This is a genomic window from Psychrobacter sp. 2Y5 (assembly GCF_051847375.1).
Taxonomy (GTDB): Bacteria; Pseudomonadota; Gammaproteobacteria; order Pseudomonadales; family Moraxellaceae; genus Psychrobacter.
This window is the reverse complement of record NZ_JBPYDA010000001.1, coordinates 17,186-30,886: the sequence shown is the minus strand read 5'-3', so window position 1 is coordinate 30,886 and position 13,701 is coordinate 17,186. Positions and strand designations below refer to the sequence as shown.

Here is a 13,701-nt window from a genome sequence, read left to right as displayed (position 1 = left end):
AAATATTACTATTGTTTATTTTTATCGATTATTATATTAAGGGACTACTATGCACGCCATCGCCGCTTATGAATACCAAACGCTACAAGTCAGTGTTAGTGAAAATATAGCCACTGTCACTTTGAATCGCCCACAGAAAAAAAATGCCTTGAGCTTTCAGATGGTGGATGATCTCATTCGTGTTGCCGGCCACATTACCAAAGACAAAAGCTTACGAGCCGTAATTTTAAATGGCGCGGAAGGTACTTTTTGTGCCGGTATTGATCTAGGTGATTTGAATAACCCCAAAAATCAGCTGTATGCGATGTGGGAACTTATTAAGCCGAAACAAAGCCTATTTCAGCGCGTCTGCTTGGTATGGCGTGATCTGCCTATTCCGGTGATTGCAGTACTAGAAGGTCATTGTATTGGCGCTGGCATGCAGCTGGCGCTAGCGTGCGATGTACGCATCAGCCATCCTGACTGTAAGCTATCGATTATGGAGGCGAAGTGGGGCTTAGTGCCAGATATGGGCTTGACTCAGTCCGCGCTTGGTGTCGTGCGCGAAGACGTACTCAAAGAGATGGCGATGACTGCGCGTATCGTTGAGGCCGCTGAAGGTAAAGAGCTAGGTCTCGTCAGTCATTGTGATGAGGTGCCTCTTGAGCACGCGCAGAAGCTAGCAGAAGAGCTCGTACAGCGCTCACCTGATGCGGTGCTTGCAAGTAAACGCGTCATTAACGCTATGCATCATCAGTCTGCATTAACACTTTATCAAGAAAAAATGTGGCAAATGAAGCTAATGCTCGGCCGTAATCGTAAGCTTGCGCTCAGAAAGGCAAAGCAGGCGAGCACCGTATTCACTAAACGTCAATTTCGCTAATCGCTCAGACGCGTATTCGAGTAGACGGCTTTCAAGTAAGGCTGGCGTTACGGTAGTTATTATGTGAGCGGTATATTTTAAGCGTTACTTATCCATTGAAAAAGCAGCAGACAGTCCGATATAGACTTGTCTGCTGCTTTGTTCGCGCAGTAGTGTTTATTGCTAAATACTATTTTAAAGCTTAACTAGCTTTAATCTCACAAACCTATCTTAAACTTCATAAACGGTACGTACTATGTCTGCTCGCAAGTCTAATGGCACTGATCTCACTAAAGCTGCTCCTCAAAGAGCCGCTGCTACCAGAGTACGCTCATCAGAGCTACCGGTAGCTTGGATTATGATGCTAGGACTTATCGTAGCGATAGGGCCATTATCTATTGATATGTATTTGCCCGCATTGCCTTCTATGGCCGATGAGTTTGGCGTATCGACCGCTTTTATGGCCAATTCCGTACCGGCTTATTTTGTGGGTTTAGTTTTTGGTCAGCTGATTTATGGGCCTTTGAGTGATCGTGTCGGCCGCGTCAAACCACTCTATTTTGGTATGACCTTGTATGTGATCGCCTCTATAGTCTGTGCCACAACGAGTAATGAATACGTATTGTTTGCAGGCCGTACTGTGCAAGCACTTGGCGCTTGTGTTGGCGCTGTGGTGACGCGTGCAGCGATTCGTGATAGGCTGACGGCGAAGCAAACGGCAAAGGCGTTTTCTATCATGATATTGGTGATGGGCCTTGCGCCAATTTTAGCGCCTTCTCTTGGGGCTTTATTCCTACAGTTTTTTAATTGGCATTCTATCTTTTGGTTTTTGGCCGCCTTTGGCATGCTTAATTTATTATTAACCAAGTTTTTCTTTTTTGAAACCCTTAGCGAAGAAAATCGCAATGCTCGCCCTGCTAAAGAAGTGCTCAGCCAGTATTGGGATTTGCTAAAAGACCCCAGCTTTAATTATCCGGCTATAGGCGGTGGCTTACTGATGGGCGCAATGTTTGTCTACATTAGCTCAGCTTCTGAGCTAATTATGGATACTTATGGGATTTCAGCTACTCATTTTGGTTGGTTATTTGGTATGAATGCGGCAGGTTTTGTGGCTTTAACTCAGCTGAACCAGTGGCTAACCAATCGATTTCGTATTCTGAGTATTCTGCGTTTTGGCGCGATGATGCAGGTCATCTCTGCTGCTATGCTATTTGTGATTGGGCTGATTTTCGGTACCGACGCTTGGCTGCCGTTAGTATTAGGGTGCATCTTTTTCTGTATTGCAGGATTGGGGCTGACACAGCCGAACGCTTCTGCTATTGCTTTAGCATTTCAAAAAAGCCGCGCCGGTATGGCTAGTGCCATGCAAGGCTCACTGATGTTTTCAGTAGGTATCTTCGGCGGATTGTTATTAAACTTATTCCCAGTTAACCCAGTATTAAAGATAGGTATCGCAATGTTTGCGCTCATGAGCCTTGGTAGCTACTTAATTTGGCAAATTGATCGTAATCTAAATCTCGATGATGCGGAGTAGTTTTGGTTAATGTTTTGCTGATTTAAAGTCCAAAAGAGCAGACTACATAAAAACATCTATAGGTTGATACTTATAGATGTTTTTTTTGGCGATAAAAAACATTAAGCTTTTGTCTCGTTAAGATAAATAAGTTAGGTCTTATATTTATATAAACGAATTAATAAAAAATATTTATACTCAAAGAAACTTATTTATTGTAATTATAAAGTTACTTGAGTATTATCAAGTGTAATTAAATGTATCAAAAGAATAGAGATTTGATGCTCTGTATTTTGATTATCATTTTATAATTTCTAAATATATTGAGTTTTAAGGACAGACCATGAGATCTTTGTATCAGATACTTCCCATAGTCATAAGTATAGGGCTTCTTGGCTGTAATAACTCTGCTAACCAAGAGAGTAGAGCAGCGCTTGATAACACTCAAAAAGGTGACGGCTTTGTCAGTAAATTACCTGACTCAGCTCCTACTATAAAAGTAGTTATGACTGGCGATTTGCCGCCTTTCTCGTTTAAAGATGATTATGGCAACTTGCAAGGTATTGATGTGGATGCTATCAGAGCTATCGGTGAAGAGCAGGGCTTTAAGTCTGAGTTCTACACCGAAACTTGGCAAGATATGTTCGATAGTGTGGAGTCTGGAGAGCGCGATTTAGCGATATCTGGTATCTCCTATAAAGATGATAGAAATGTTAGATATGGCCTGTCTACTCCATATTTCTTTAATCCAGCGACTATTATATATCTAGAAGGTAAACACGATGTAAAAGGTCTAGAGGATATAAAAGGTCTAAAAACTGGCACTTTAGAAGGTTCTAAAGAAGAGGATACCCTAAAAGAGATGGGCGACTCAGTCGAACTGGTTTCAAGACCTACTATGTTTTTGGCCTATCAAGATTTGGTCCAAGGCGAGACTGATGTACTTCTATATGACTTGCCAGTTATACAGTACGTTGTAAAAGGTTATCCGGATTATAAAGTAACGATGGTTCCTTACGAAGCTGACGATGCACCATCAGCTCAGCAAGTAGTGCTAATGGCAAAAGAAAATACCCAATTGATCGATAGCGTCAATGAGGGTATTACTAAGCTCAAAGCAAAAGGGGTTTTTAAAGAGATTGAGGCCCGTTGGTTAGGGTCGTCAGAACCTACCGCGGAAAATAGCTCTACTTCCACTCAGCTAGCGAATTAAGGATTTTTAGAGATGGCAACTATAAATAATGTCGATAATAAGCGCTATCAAAGTTTAATTATATCCATTGCACTTTTTTTAACGCTGATCGGGGCTTTGCTAGCCTTTACTTTTTATACCTCAAGCCTACTGGAAAGAAATACCGTTTTGATTGCACAAACCAACCAAGTGGCTAATCGTGCTCAGGCGGTCATCAAAGATCTATTTGATTTAGATAATAGTTATGGTGAGGACACTAACTCTCCACATATTCAGCGAGTATTAGAACGTCTAACCCGAAATACTGAGCAGATTACTAGCTCTATCACTGCCCTTGAGCAAGGTGATACGATCGTTGATGAAAATGGCAAAAGTCATAATTTGCCCAACATCGATAGTAACGCCAAAGCGGATATCGATGCCGCCAACGAGCAGTGGCAATTATTAGAACCAAAGATTCAGACCTACCTAAAAGATGCTGATAACATCATGGTAGACTCTGAGGATGGATTAGCTCAGGCGGTAGATCAAGCCAAAACCTCAAGTCTATTTATTAACGAGTCGCTAGATCAGTTAACCGAAGATGTCTTTAATAGTGCTGAGCGTCAAGCCAATACCATTCGCCTTATTCAGATACTAGGGGTAGCCGCTATCTTGGCGTACTTCCTAATTTTTGTCTTCTTCTTTGTCCGTCGTCTGCGTGATACTGACGCTGAAGCGCTCGCCGCTCGCCGTGAAACGCAAGAAATTATGGAAACGGTCAATACCGGTCTGTTCTTGTTAGACAAAGACTTAAATATTGGTCAGCAGCATTCTCGCGCACTGACGACTATTGTCGGTAGCGATAATCTAGCGGGGCAGAACTTTACCGACGTTTTGCGTGGTCGTATCTCTGACAAAGATCTAAATACTACGCAAAAGTTCATTGAGCAATTATATAATCCACGCGTTAAAGAAAAGCTCGTTGATTCGTTAAATCCGTTGCACAAAGTGATGCTACATAATAAGGCTACGAGCCAAACCAGCGAAAATCGTTATTTAGATTTTAAGTTCTCGCGCGTATATGAAGGTAAAAACATTGTTCATATCTTGGTCAACGTCAATGACGTTTCTGATGCCGTTTATTTAGAGCAGCGTTTAGAAAAAGAGCGCTCACAAAACGATATGCAAATTGAGATGTTAACGACTATCTTGAATGTGAAGCCTAAAGTAATCAATGAGTTCATTATTAACACTAAGCAGCATATTGAGAAGATTAATAATATCTTAAAGAATCCTGGCAGCTCGCAGTATGAGCTTGAAGGTAAGCTAAATGCTATTTACCGCGATATGCATAGTCTAAAAGGCGAAGCTTCTGCACTAAAATTACATAGCTTCACGAAGATTGCTTCAGATGCTGAAGACAAGCTCCAAGCGCTACAAAACCAAGGTAAACTAGTCGGTAATGATTTCTTGCCTTTGGCTGTACATTTAGATGATTTATTAAGTCTATCCAATACTATCGAGTCTTTAGGAGAGCGAATTAATCTCTCTGTTCCCACTCACAAGCAGTCGACAAGTCCAGCTACTGCTGATATTGATACTTTAGCTACGCCTAAGGTAGTAGAGCAAAACAATCAAATAAATAATGAGGTATTTGATACTGACAAAGCTATCATTAGTGATGATGAAGGTGAAGATGTCGATTTAAGCGATGAGGCTGAGGATGATTATCTGACTTATTATAGAGCGTTTGCGCAAGACATTGCGAATAGGCAAGCCAAACAAGTTCAACTGAATAGCCAGACACTGAGTCAAGTGCAGATACCAGAGCGTTTGAAAAAACCGGTGAAAACGATCACCATTCAACTGCTACGCAATGCTATGGTGCATGGCATAGAGACGCCAGCAGCCCGAGCGCGCGCTGGTAAATCTGCTATTGGCAACATCACGCTTGAGATGCAAAATAGCGCTCAAAATTTAGTGATCACTTTAGAAGATGATGGCCGAGGTATCGATTATGAGGGTATCTGTGATCAGCTTGTCAAAGAGGGGCGCTTTAGTAGCGAGGAGGCGATGCAGCTTGGTCGCGCTGATTTGCTGAAGCAACTGTTCTCTTCAGGTTTCTCCACTAAAGAGCAGGCTGATGAAGATGGGGGCCGCGGTGTTGGTCTCGATATTATTAAAGCGCAAGTCAAAGAATGCGGTGGCAACCTCAATGTAAATAGCACCTTTGGTAAGAAGACACGCTTTACCATTACCTTGCCAAAAGCTTAGTTTTAGTTAAGGACAACAGAGACGTTATGCATAAACTAATGATTGTCGATGATTCCAATATCATTCGAAACAGAATTCAGCGAGCATATGACTCAGGAAATTTTACCTTAGTAGCGACCGCCACCAGTGGCGTGCAAGCGCTTGAGAAATTTAAAATACATCGTCCTCATGTGGTGACTATGGATCTAACGATGCCACAGATGGATGGTCTTGAATGTATCGAAAAGATTATCGCCCTTGACCCAGAAGTTCGTATTTTAGTGGTCTCGGCATTATCCGATAAGTCTACAGGCATAGAAGCTTTGTCGTTAGGGGCGAGTGGGTTTTTGTGTAAGCCTTTCTCAGAAGAGGAGCTGGTAGAGTCTTTGTATGAGCTTGTACAAGATTAATTAGGTCTAAAGACTAAAACAGAGCCACAAGCAAAGATTGAAAAATATGAAAGAACACGGTCTACAGGTTTTTCTGAATATCATTAGCAATTATTTCAATCAGTTTGGTAAAGAGCAAGTCGTAGTCGATACTCCTTACTTACTAGAAAAAAATCAGCCTAGAGGTTTTGATTATACTAGTATGATCACTATCTCGGGCGCTCAAACAGGTGTGGTACATTTTTCAGCAACCCGCGAATTATTATATTCTATACTGACGAGCATGGGCGAGACTGACAATAGTGAAGCGATTTACTTAGATCTCACCGGCGAGGTGGCAAACACCATTGCTGGAAATGCTCGTCTTGAGTTTGGTGCAGAATTTGATATATCAGTACCATCGGTATCAAAAACCTCATCTAGTAATAGCTCGCTGCTTGATGATGAGCGCTCTTTTATAATTCCCATAACTTGGTTATCGCAAGATGGTGAAATATTAGTCTGTTTGCAAGAGTGATGATCTTGTTGACCTGCGATAAATAGGGATAAAACTATGGTTAAAGTTGAAAAGTTGGGTGTGTTTTTGAGCTCAATTAATGCGTTTTTTGCACAAATTGATGAGGCGGCTGTCGCTGTTGATACGCCTTATCTGAATAATAATAGAACGACTATTGGTTATGATTACAGTGGCATTATCAAAATATCTGGTCCTTTGGTAGGCTATGTCTACGTCAGCGCTCCAAGTAATATGCTAAGAGAAATTATCAATATCATGGGCGAGCCTGATAACTCATTGACAATGATGAAAGACTTGTTAGGGGAGATGGCCAATACCATATCTGGTAATGCTCGCACTGAGTTTGGGGCAGATTTTATTATCTCTCCACCTGAGATTATTGAAGGTGCTCCTAGTCTCTCTTATCTACCTAAAGAGCGTCATAGCTATATTACCCCGTTTACTTGGCGTGGTTATCAGGCGGTAATAGGAATCTGTATTGCTTGATATTAAGACTTACAATATGAAACACAGTCGAGAGACAGCTTTAATAGGCTGTCTTTTTTTTATCGCTATTTGCTTACTAATAAACTATCAACGACTTTGCATTATGAACAAAGTACTAGAGCTTTGCAGGGCTTTTATGGTAAAATACAGCGCAGCTATTTATTGCAAGACAGTTTTGATGTTTTATTCTAACTCTCCTTCGTAAGTAGCGCATTCTTTAAACCAACCAATGACACACATCTTACGATAAAAGATGACTGGGTGTCTGGCGATTTGATTAATTTGTTTAACGCTTCTGCATATTTGAAGCTTTAGCAAATGCGTGTCGCTAGATAGGCCATCTTTGTAAGATGGAGGCATAACCCAACCAAGGATAATATCATGGCTATAGACAACCCAACTCAAGTATCAATGCGCGACCTTTTACAAGCAGGCGCTCACTTTGGTCACCAAACCCGCTTTTGGAACCCAAAAATGGGTCCTTATATTTTTGGTGCCCGCAACAAGATTCACATCATCAACTTAGAGCACACCGTTAAATCATTTAACGAAGCGCTAAACTACGTCAACAACCTAGCTGCTAAGAAAAACAAAGTCCTATTCGTAGGTACTAAGCGCGCGGCAAGCGGTGTTATCCGTGAGCAAGCACAGCGTGCTGGCATGCCTTACGTTGATCATCGCTGGTTAGGCGGCATGTTGACTAACTGGAAAACACTACGCCAGTCAATCAACCGTCTAAAAGAGCTTGAGAAGCAAGCGGAAGACGGTACTTTTGCTAAACTAACCAAGCGTGAAGCGCTAGAACGTACTCGCGATATGGAAAAGCTAGAGCGCTCTTTAGGCGGCATCAAAGACATGGGCGGCTTGCCTGATGCAATCTTCGTCGTCGACGTCGATCATGAAGCGATCGCGATCAAAGAAGCCAAAAATCTAGGTATCCCAGTTATCGGTATCGTTGATACTAACTCAAACCCTGATAACGTTGATTACATCATCCCTGCTAATGATGATGCTATCCGCGCCGTGACTCTATACGTAACGGCTGTCGCTGATGCGGTTATCGCCGGTAAAGAGTATGCCCAGACTCAAGCAGGCGGCAAAGCGGATCAGCAAGCTCCTGCTGAGCAAGAAGCGCCAGCTGAAGCCAATGCTGATGCTATCGAGCAGCCAGCAGAAGCGCCTGCTACTAAGAACCCAGCTGAAGCACAAGCGGATCTATAATTAGACTTAACGTATGGTAAGCCTTGATATATAGCGCTTAACACCCATATAAAGTAACTAATAGCGTATAAGTTTATAATAGGCATGATGTAGTTTTACTCGTCATGCCTTATTATTGAGCGGCTAAACACAATGCAAGCGCGTCTAAGTGCATCTAAATAACTAACGCGTCCTCTTATAAATATCAATATTCACCCACATAATAAAAGGTAACTCTTATGTCAGAAGTAAAAGTATCTGCCAAAATGGTAAAAGAATTGCGTGACCGTACTGGTCTTGGCATGATGGAATGTAAAAAAGCCCTGCAAGAAGCAAATGGTGATGTCGAAGTTGCTATTGACAATCTGCGTAAGTCAGGTCAAGCAAAAGCGGCTAAGAAAGCCGGTAACATTGCTGCTGATGGCGCTATTATCATCGCGCAAAACGATAAGCAAGCTTTCTTGTTAGAAGTTAACTGTCAGACTGACTTTGTTGCAAAAGATGATAGCTTCACTGCTTTTGCAGAAAAGGTCGCTAATCTTGCGCTAGAAAACAATGTCACTGATGTAGCTGCTATTTCTGAATTACCTTATGGTGATGGTCAAACTGTCGAAGAAGCTCGTGTTTCTTTAGTACAAAAAATCGGTGAGAACATTCAAATTCGCCGCGTTGAGACACTAGAAGGCAATAATATCGCCTCATATCGTCATGGCCTACGTATCGGTGTTGTCGTCTCATATGAGGGCGGTAATGAAGAAACGGGCAAAAACCTAGCAATGCATATCGCAGCATTCAACCCAGTAGCGGTTAATGATGAAGACGTGTCTGCTGATGTATTAGCGCGTGAAAAAGATATCATCGAAGCCAAAGCAAAAGAATCTGGCAAGCCTGACAATATCGTTGAAAAAATGATCGAAGGTGGCCTACGTAAGTATCTAGACGAAGTGACTTTACTACGTCAACCATACGTCATGGACAATGACAAAAAAGTCGGTGATGTGCTAAAAGCTGATGGCGTAACAGTACTAGGTTTCAAACGTCTAGAAGTTGGCGAAGGCATTGAGAAGAAGCAAGAAGATTTCGCAGCTGAAGTTGCAGCTACGCAAGCGGCGAACAAATAAGTTATCGCTAAACCTAAAGTAACTGTCTCGTCCTAAAATAGAAAAGCCCGTTATTGATATAACGGGCTTTTTGCATTTATACAGCTTAACTCATACGATTATCGTAATGCATCAAAAGCAGAATTAGCGTAGCTGGCGCTATTGGCATTACTACTAGTGCCATAGCTGACTTTTTGCATACCGCTACTAATGCCAGTGTTATTGGCCGCCATAGTGCTACCGACAATGCCTGCATCGTTCTTATACAAGCTATGATAGCGACTCATGACGCGCTGCACGTAATTACGGGTTTCTTTGAAAGGAGGAATGCCTTTGTACTTATCGACATTCCCTTCGCCAGCATTATAGCCTGCTACTGCAAACTCAACATTGTTATTAAAGCGCTTCATCAGCCAAGCTATATATTTCGCTGACCCTTCAATGTTTTCTGAAGGATTCCAAGCGTTGCTGACATTGAAGCGGCGAGCGGTCGCTGGCATGAGTTGCATGAGACCTTGCGCTCCTACTGGCGAGCGAGCATTGGGATTGAAAGCGGACTCGGTATGCATCATCGCTTTCATTAGGGCAGGATCGACGCCATGACGCGCGGCAGACGCGCGAATGTAGCTGTCATAAGCATTACGGCTACTGCTGTTGCTAGCGGTACTACTGCCATAATTATTATAGTTATTGTCGCTACTACCGTCATACATCTTGGCGTCTTTATAATAAGTGACTTTGACTTTTTTGGTGAATTTATCAAAATTACCGCTTGGACTGACATTGGTTAGCAGTACCTGGCCGGCTTGGTCTTTATAGATGTACATATTGCCAGCGTGTGCTGTCATGGTAAAAGCGGATAGGGCGATAGAGGTCAATAACAAAGATGACCAACAACGGCTTAATAAAGGGGCAGTATTCATCATAGAGAGATCACTCTTTATCGGTTAATAGCAGATCGATATTATCAATAGCTAGTTTGTTAGCCTGACAAAATATCTGCCATAATTAGCATTATCAGCAGATTTTGTAAGGTTACGATAGTAACAAAACCACTAGTAATAAATACAAAATATAATAGTTACTTACTATAACACAAAATATTGGCTAGCCCCATTGTATTGATAGCTATAGGTTTTATAGTCAAATACTCATTTATTCAGCAAAAAATTTAGATATTAAAGGCACTAATAAATATAGGTACCCAAACGGCAGTCAGTAAGCCATTCACCGCAAGGCCAAATGCGGCATAGCGCCCAGCTGTAGGACTAATTTGCCAAGCTTCTACCGTTCCGAACGCGTGAGCGGCCAGTCCTAATGCTAAACCTTTGGCTCGATCGTCATTCACTTTTCTAAATAAAAACCTAGCGACTGTACCGCCCATCAGTCCAGAGACAATAATAATCAAGTTGGCCATAGCAAGCGGTGCACTGATTAAGTCCGCCACACTCAGGCCAATAGGGGTGGTGACAGAACGCGTAGCGAAAGACAGCAAGGTATCGTGACTGAGTGAAAACAGATAAGCTAACGACATCGGTAATAGCGCGCCGATCACACTTGCGATGAGCACGATAATAGATAAGCGCTTGACTGGTAAGCCTTTAAAATTCATTGCGGCTAAAGGGATAGCCAACAGCACAGTGACATAACCAAGCAAGCGATCAAACACTGGTTTGGCGACGCTATAATAATGATCGTAATCCCACTGCGTAATAAATAAAAATAGCAATACCAATACTAAAGCAGTAATGACCATAGGTAACCAAGAGATTTTCTTGGCTAATATACGAGCGATGACATGCGCGACTAAAGTCAGTAAAATAGCTGCTAGAGTTGCCATAAATACACTGCTAAACATTATCTTAATCCTCCGCGGCTCAGGCTACTCAGGCTTATCACTAATTTTGTGTGTAGTTATGCCTGCGTTGTCTTTATTATCAGCGCTAGAGCTTAACCAATGATTGGCTAAAATCGCTAGACCCCAAAGCGGTATCAAAGTACTAATAGCCATCGTCAGCATTACGCCCCAAAATTCATCACCTAACTCAAACAATAAAATACCAGCGCCTGCTGATACCGGCAAAAAAGCAAAACCGCTATCGACTAATAACAGATTACTGGCTCTGGTGATCCAGTTAGGTAAGCCTTTGAGCAAACGCCAAACGACTAAAATTACAAACATTGCTACGAGGCCTACGATGTTGGCAGCTTTTTCGATACCTGCCCACTGACACAGGAGTAGCGCTGATTCACGCACTATCACGACCATCGCCAGCGTCAAAAGTAAGGCTAGCCATAAAGGCAGTTTGGTTTGAGTAAGGGCTTTCATAAATCATCCTAGCCGCAATGACCGTTAGAGAGTCTTGATAAAGTAAAGCGTTATGCTATCGATAAAGAGCTATGGCTTGTCTTTTAGAGATTACCTAAATTACTAAAGTAAACTGAGACAAAATAAAAACTTTAGTTGAGTGACAACTAATGCGCTCGATTATATAGAGAAGTGAGCCACTAATAAACCTTAAGAGCCTGTGAATTTGCAACAAGGGTTCATGCGCGGTAATAACGGCAAAAGAAAAAGGATAGAAAGACAATAAAAATGAGCACATCAGCCTAAAAACGGCCAATATACTCAGTATTTATTTAGAACAACTTAAGGTACTTATCCTGCTGAGCTTAGAATCTTAATTCAAACACTTAAGCTTGCGGACTTGAGTCATTATTTACAGTGGCAGTATTGCTAGCCTCAGTATCTGTCTCAAAGATCTGCTCGTAGGTTAAGTCTTCTACTAGCAGTGACTCGTCCTCAGACGGCGACATCTCATCTTCATCGTCTTGTTCAAAAGGCTCAAGAATAGGCATCAACAAAGTCGCTTGCGCTAACGGTAGCACATCCATAGGTTGCAGGTCCGCTTGACCTAATAGTTGCTTGAGACGCTCGCTTGGCAAGCGAATGATCAAGCACTCGTGACCGCTATCATCATAGCTTTCCTCCAAAATAACCCCAAGCTCGTACAAGGTGTTTTTGAAGTGCCCAGCATGGTAGGGCAAAGTCAGATCAAAGGTGGTCAAAGTGCCAGTCATCAGCTGTTGTACCGCAAGTGTTAGCTCTTCGATGCCTAAGTTGTTTTTTGAGGAGACATAAACGCGATTTGGCTCACCTTCGTTTGCATAGCCTATGCGTGCCGGCTCACCGGTTAGGTCGATCTTATTGTAGACGTTGAGTACTGGCACTTCATTATCGATCTCTGCTAGCACCTCTTTGACCGCTGCAATTTGCTCATGCATATCCTCACTAGAAGAATCAATCACGTGTAATAACAGATCCGCCTCTAAAGTCTCTTCTAAAGTAGCGTGAAAAGACTCAACCAGCTCATGCGGCAGGTGACGCACAAAGCCTACCGTATCGACTAACACCACCCGGCCAACGCCTTGCCAATCTAAGCGGCGCAAAGTCGGGTCTAGGGTCGCAAATAGCTTATCTGCGGCATAGATGTTTTCATCGACTAAGCGGTTAAATAGGGTAGATTTACCTGCGTTAGTGTAGCCAACTAATGATATTGTCGGGACGTCTGATTTTTGTCGGCGAGCACGGCCTTGCGCGCGAGTTTGACGCACTTTTTCAAGCTTAGATTTTAGCTGATTAACCCGCGTTTGTAGTAAACGACGATCCGTCTCAAGCTGGGTTTCACCCGGCCCACGTAGTCCGATACCGCCTTTTTGACGTTCCAAATGCGTCCAACCACGTACCAATCTAGTCGACAAGTGATTCAATTGTGCCAGCTCCACTTGCAGCTTACCTTCGTAAGTGCGCGCGCGCTGTGCAAAAATATCTAAAATCAAACCAGTGCGATCGAGTACACGGCATTTCGCTAAAGCTTCTAAGTTACGCTCTTGCGAGGGCGAGAGGCTATGATTAAAAATTACGATATCGGCATCATTGGCACTGACCAAATCAGCGATTTCTTGTGCTTTACCAGAGCCAACGAAGTACTTAGCATCAGGCTTTAAGCGTGAGCCTGTCACAAGCTCCACGCGCTGAGCGCCAGCAGAGTCAACAAGCAGTTCAAACTCACTTAAGTCATCAGGATCTTGGATTTGACGAATGTCTAAATGAACTAAAATGGCACGCTCGCCACCTTCATATCTTTCAAAGTATTCCAAAAATTTTCACCTATAAATGGGGGAAACAAATCGCTATTATCGGCTATAATTGCCTAAAAAATAGCGT

At 42.5% G+C, this 13,701-nt stretch carries 13 protein-coding genes; 9 read left to right on the top strand and 4 right to left on the bottom strand.

Features of this window, described 5'->3' with window-relative positions:
- Positions 1–49 precede the first annotated feature (49 nt).
- The 9 genes from ACS8E3_RS00145 (at position 50) to tsf (ending at position 9,494) form a co-directional block, all read left to right on the top strand.
- Positions 50–862, top strand: a complete 813-nt coding sequence (locus ACS8E3_RS00145; protein ID WP_439239972.1) for a crotonase/enoyl-CoA hydratase family protein — start codon at positions 50–52, stop codon at positions 860–862.
- Between the two features lie 337 nt (positions 863–1,199).
- Entirely contained in the window at positions 1,200–2,375 is a 1,176-nt protein-coding gene (locus ACS8E3_RS00140; protein WP_439240649.1) for a multidrug effflux MFS transporter, read from the top strand.
- Between the two features lie 322 nt (positions 2,376–2,697).
- Positions 2,698–3,567, top strand: coding sequence for a transporter substrate-binding domain-containing protein (locus tag ACS8E3_RS00135; protein WP_439239969.1), 870 nt, complete (start codon positions 2,698–2,700; stop codon positions 3,565–3,567).
- 12 nt (positions 3,568–3,579) lie between these two features.
- Positions 3,580–5,802, top strand: coding sequence for an ATP-binding protein (locus ACS8E3_RS00130; protein ID WP_439239967.1), 2,223 nt, complete (start codon positions 3,580–3,582; stop codon positions 5,800–5,802).
- A gap of 26 nt (positions 5,803–5,828) precedes the next feature.
- Positions 5,829–6,191: a response regulator gene (locus ACS8E3_RS00125; RefSeq protein WP_439239965.1), complete on the top strand. Its 363-nt coding sequence runs from the start codon at positions 5,829–5,831 to the stop codon at positions 6,189–6,191.
- Positions 6,192–6,237: 46 nt separating this feature from the next.
- Positions 6,238–6,687 carry a chemotaxis protein CheX gene (locus tag ACS8E3_RS00120; protein WP_439239963.1) on the top strand — a complete coding sequence of 150 codons (450 nt, stop codon included), beginning with the start codon at positions 6,238–6,240 and terminating at the stop codon, positions 6,685–6,687.
- A gap of 36 nt (positions 6,688–6,723) precedes the next feature.
- On the top strand, positions 6,724–7,173 hold the full coding sequence (locus tag ACS8E3_RS00115) for a chemotaxis protein CheX (RefSeq protein ID WP_439239961.1): 450 nt from the start codon (positions 6,724–6,726) through the stop codon (positions 7,171–7,173).
- A 381-nt stretch (positions 7,174–7,554) separates the two neighbouring features.
- The gene (gene rpsB, locus ACS8E3_RS00110; protein WP_439239959.1) at positions 7,555–8,394 is read left to right on the top strand and encodes a 30S ribosomal protein S2; all 840 of its coding nucleotides are present in this window, start codon (positions 7,555–7,557) and stop codon (positions 8,392–8,394) included.
- A gap of 218 nt (positions 8,395–8,612) precedes the next feature.
- Positions 8,613–9,494, top strand: coding sequence for a translation elongation factor Ts (tsf, locus tag ACS8E3_RS00105; protein WP_439239957.1), 882 nt, complete (start codon positions 8,613–8,615; stop codon positions 9,492–9,494).
- 98 nt (positions 9,495–9,592) lie between these two features.
- On the opposite strand, the gene ACS8E3_RS00100 is transcribed toward tsf, so the two are convergent.
- From ACS8E3_RS00100 to hflX, 4 genes are all read right to left on the bottom strand, one after another.
- Positions 9,593–10,399, bottom strand: coding sequence for a lytic transglycosylase domain-containing protein (locus tag ACS8E3_RS00100; RefSeq protein ID WP_439239955.1), 807 nt, complete (start codon positions 10,397–10,399; stop codon positions 9,593–9,595).
- Between the two features lie 245 nt (positions 10,400–10,644).
- On the bottom strand, positions 10,645–11,313 hold the full coding sequence (locus ACS8E3_RS00095; protein ID WP_439239953.1) for an LrgB family protein: 669 nt from the start codon (positions 11,311–11,313) through the stop codon (positions 10,645–10,647).
- 42 nt (positions 11,314–11,355) lie between these two features.
- Positions 11,356–11,802: a CidA/LrgA family protein gene (locus ACS8E3_RS00090; RefSeq protein ID WP_439239951.1), complete on the bottom strand. Its 447-nt coding sequence runs from the start codon at positions 11,800–11,802 to the stop codon at positions 11,356–11,358.
- A gap of 365 nt (positions 11,803–12,167) precedes the next feature.
- Entirely contained in the window at positions 12,168–13,634 is a 1,467-nt protein-coding gene (gene hflX / locus ACS8E3_RS00085) for a ribosome rescue GTPase HflX (protein ID WP_439239949.1), read from the bottom strand.
- Positions 13,635–13,701 lie beyond the last annotated feature (67 nt).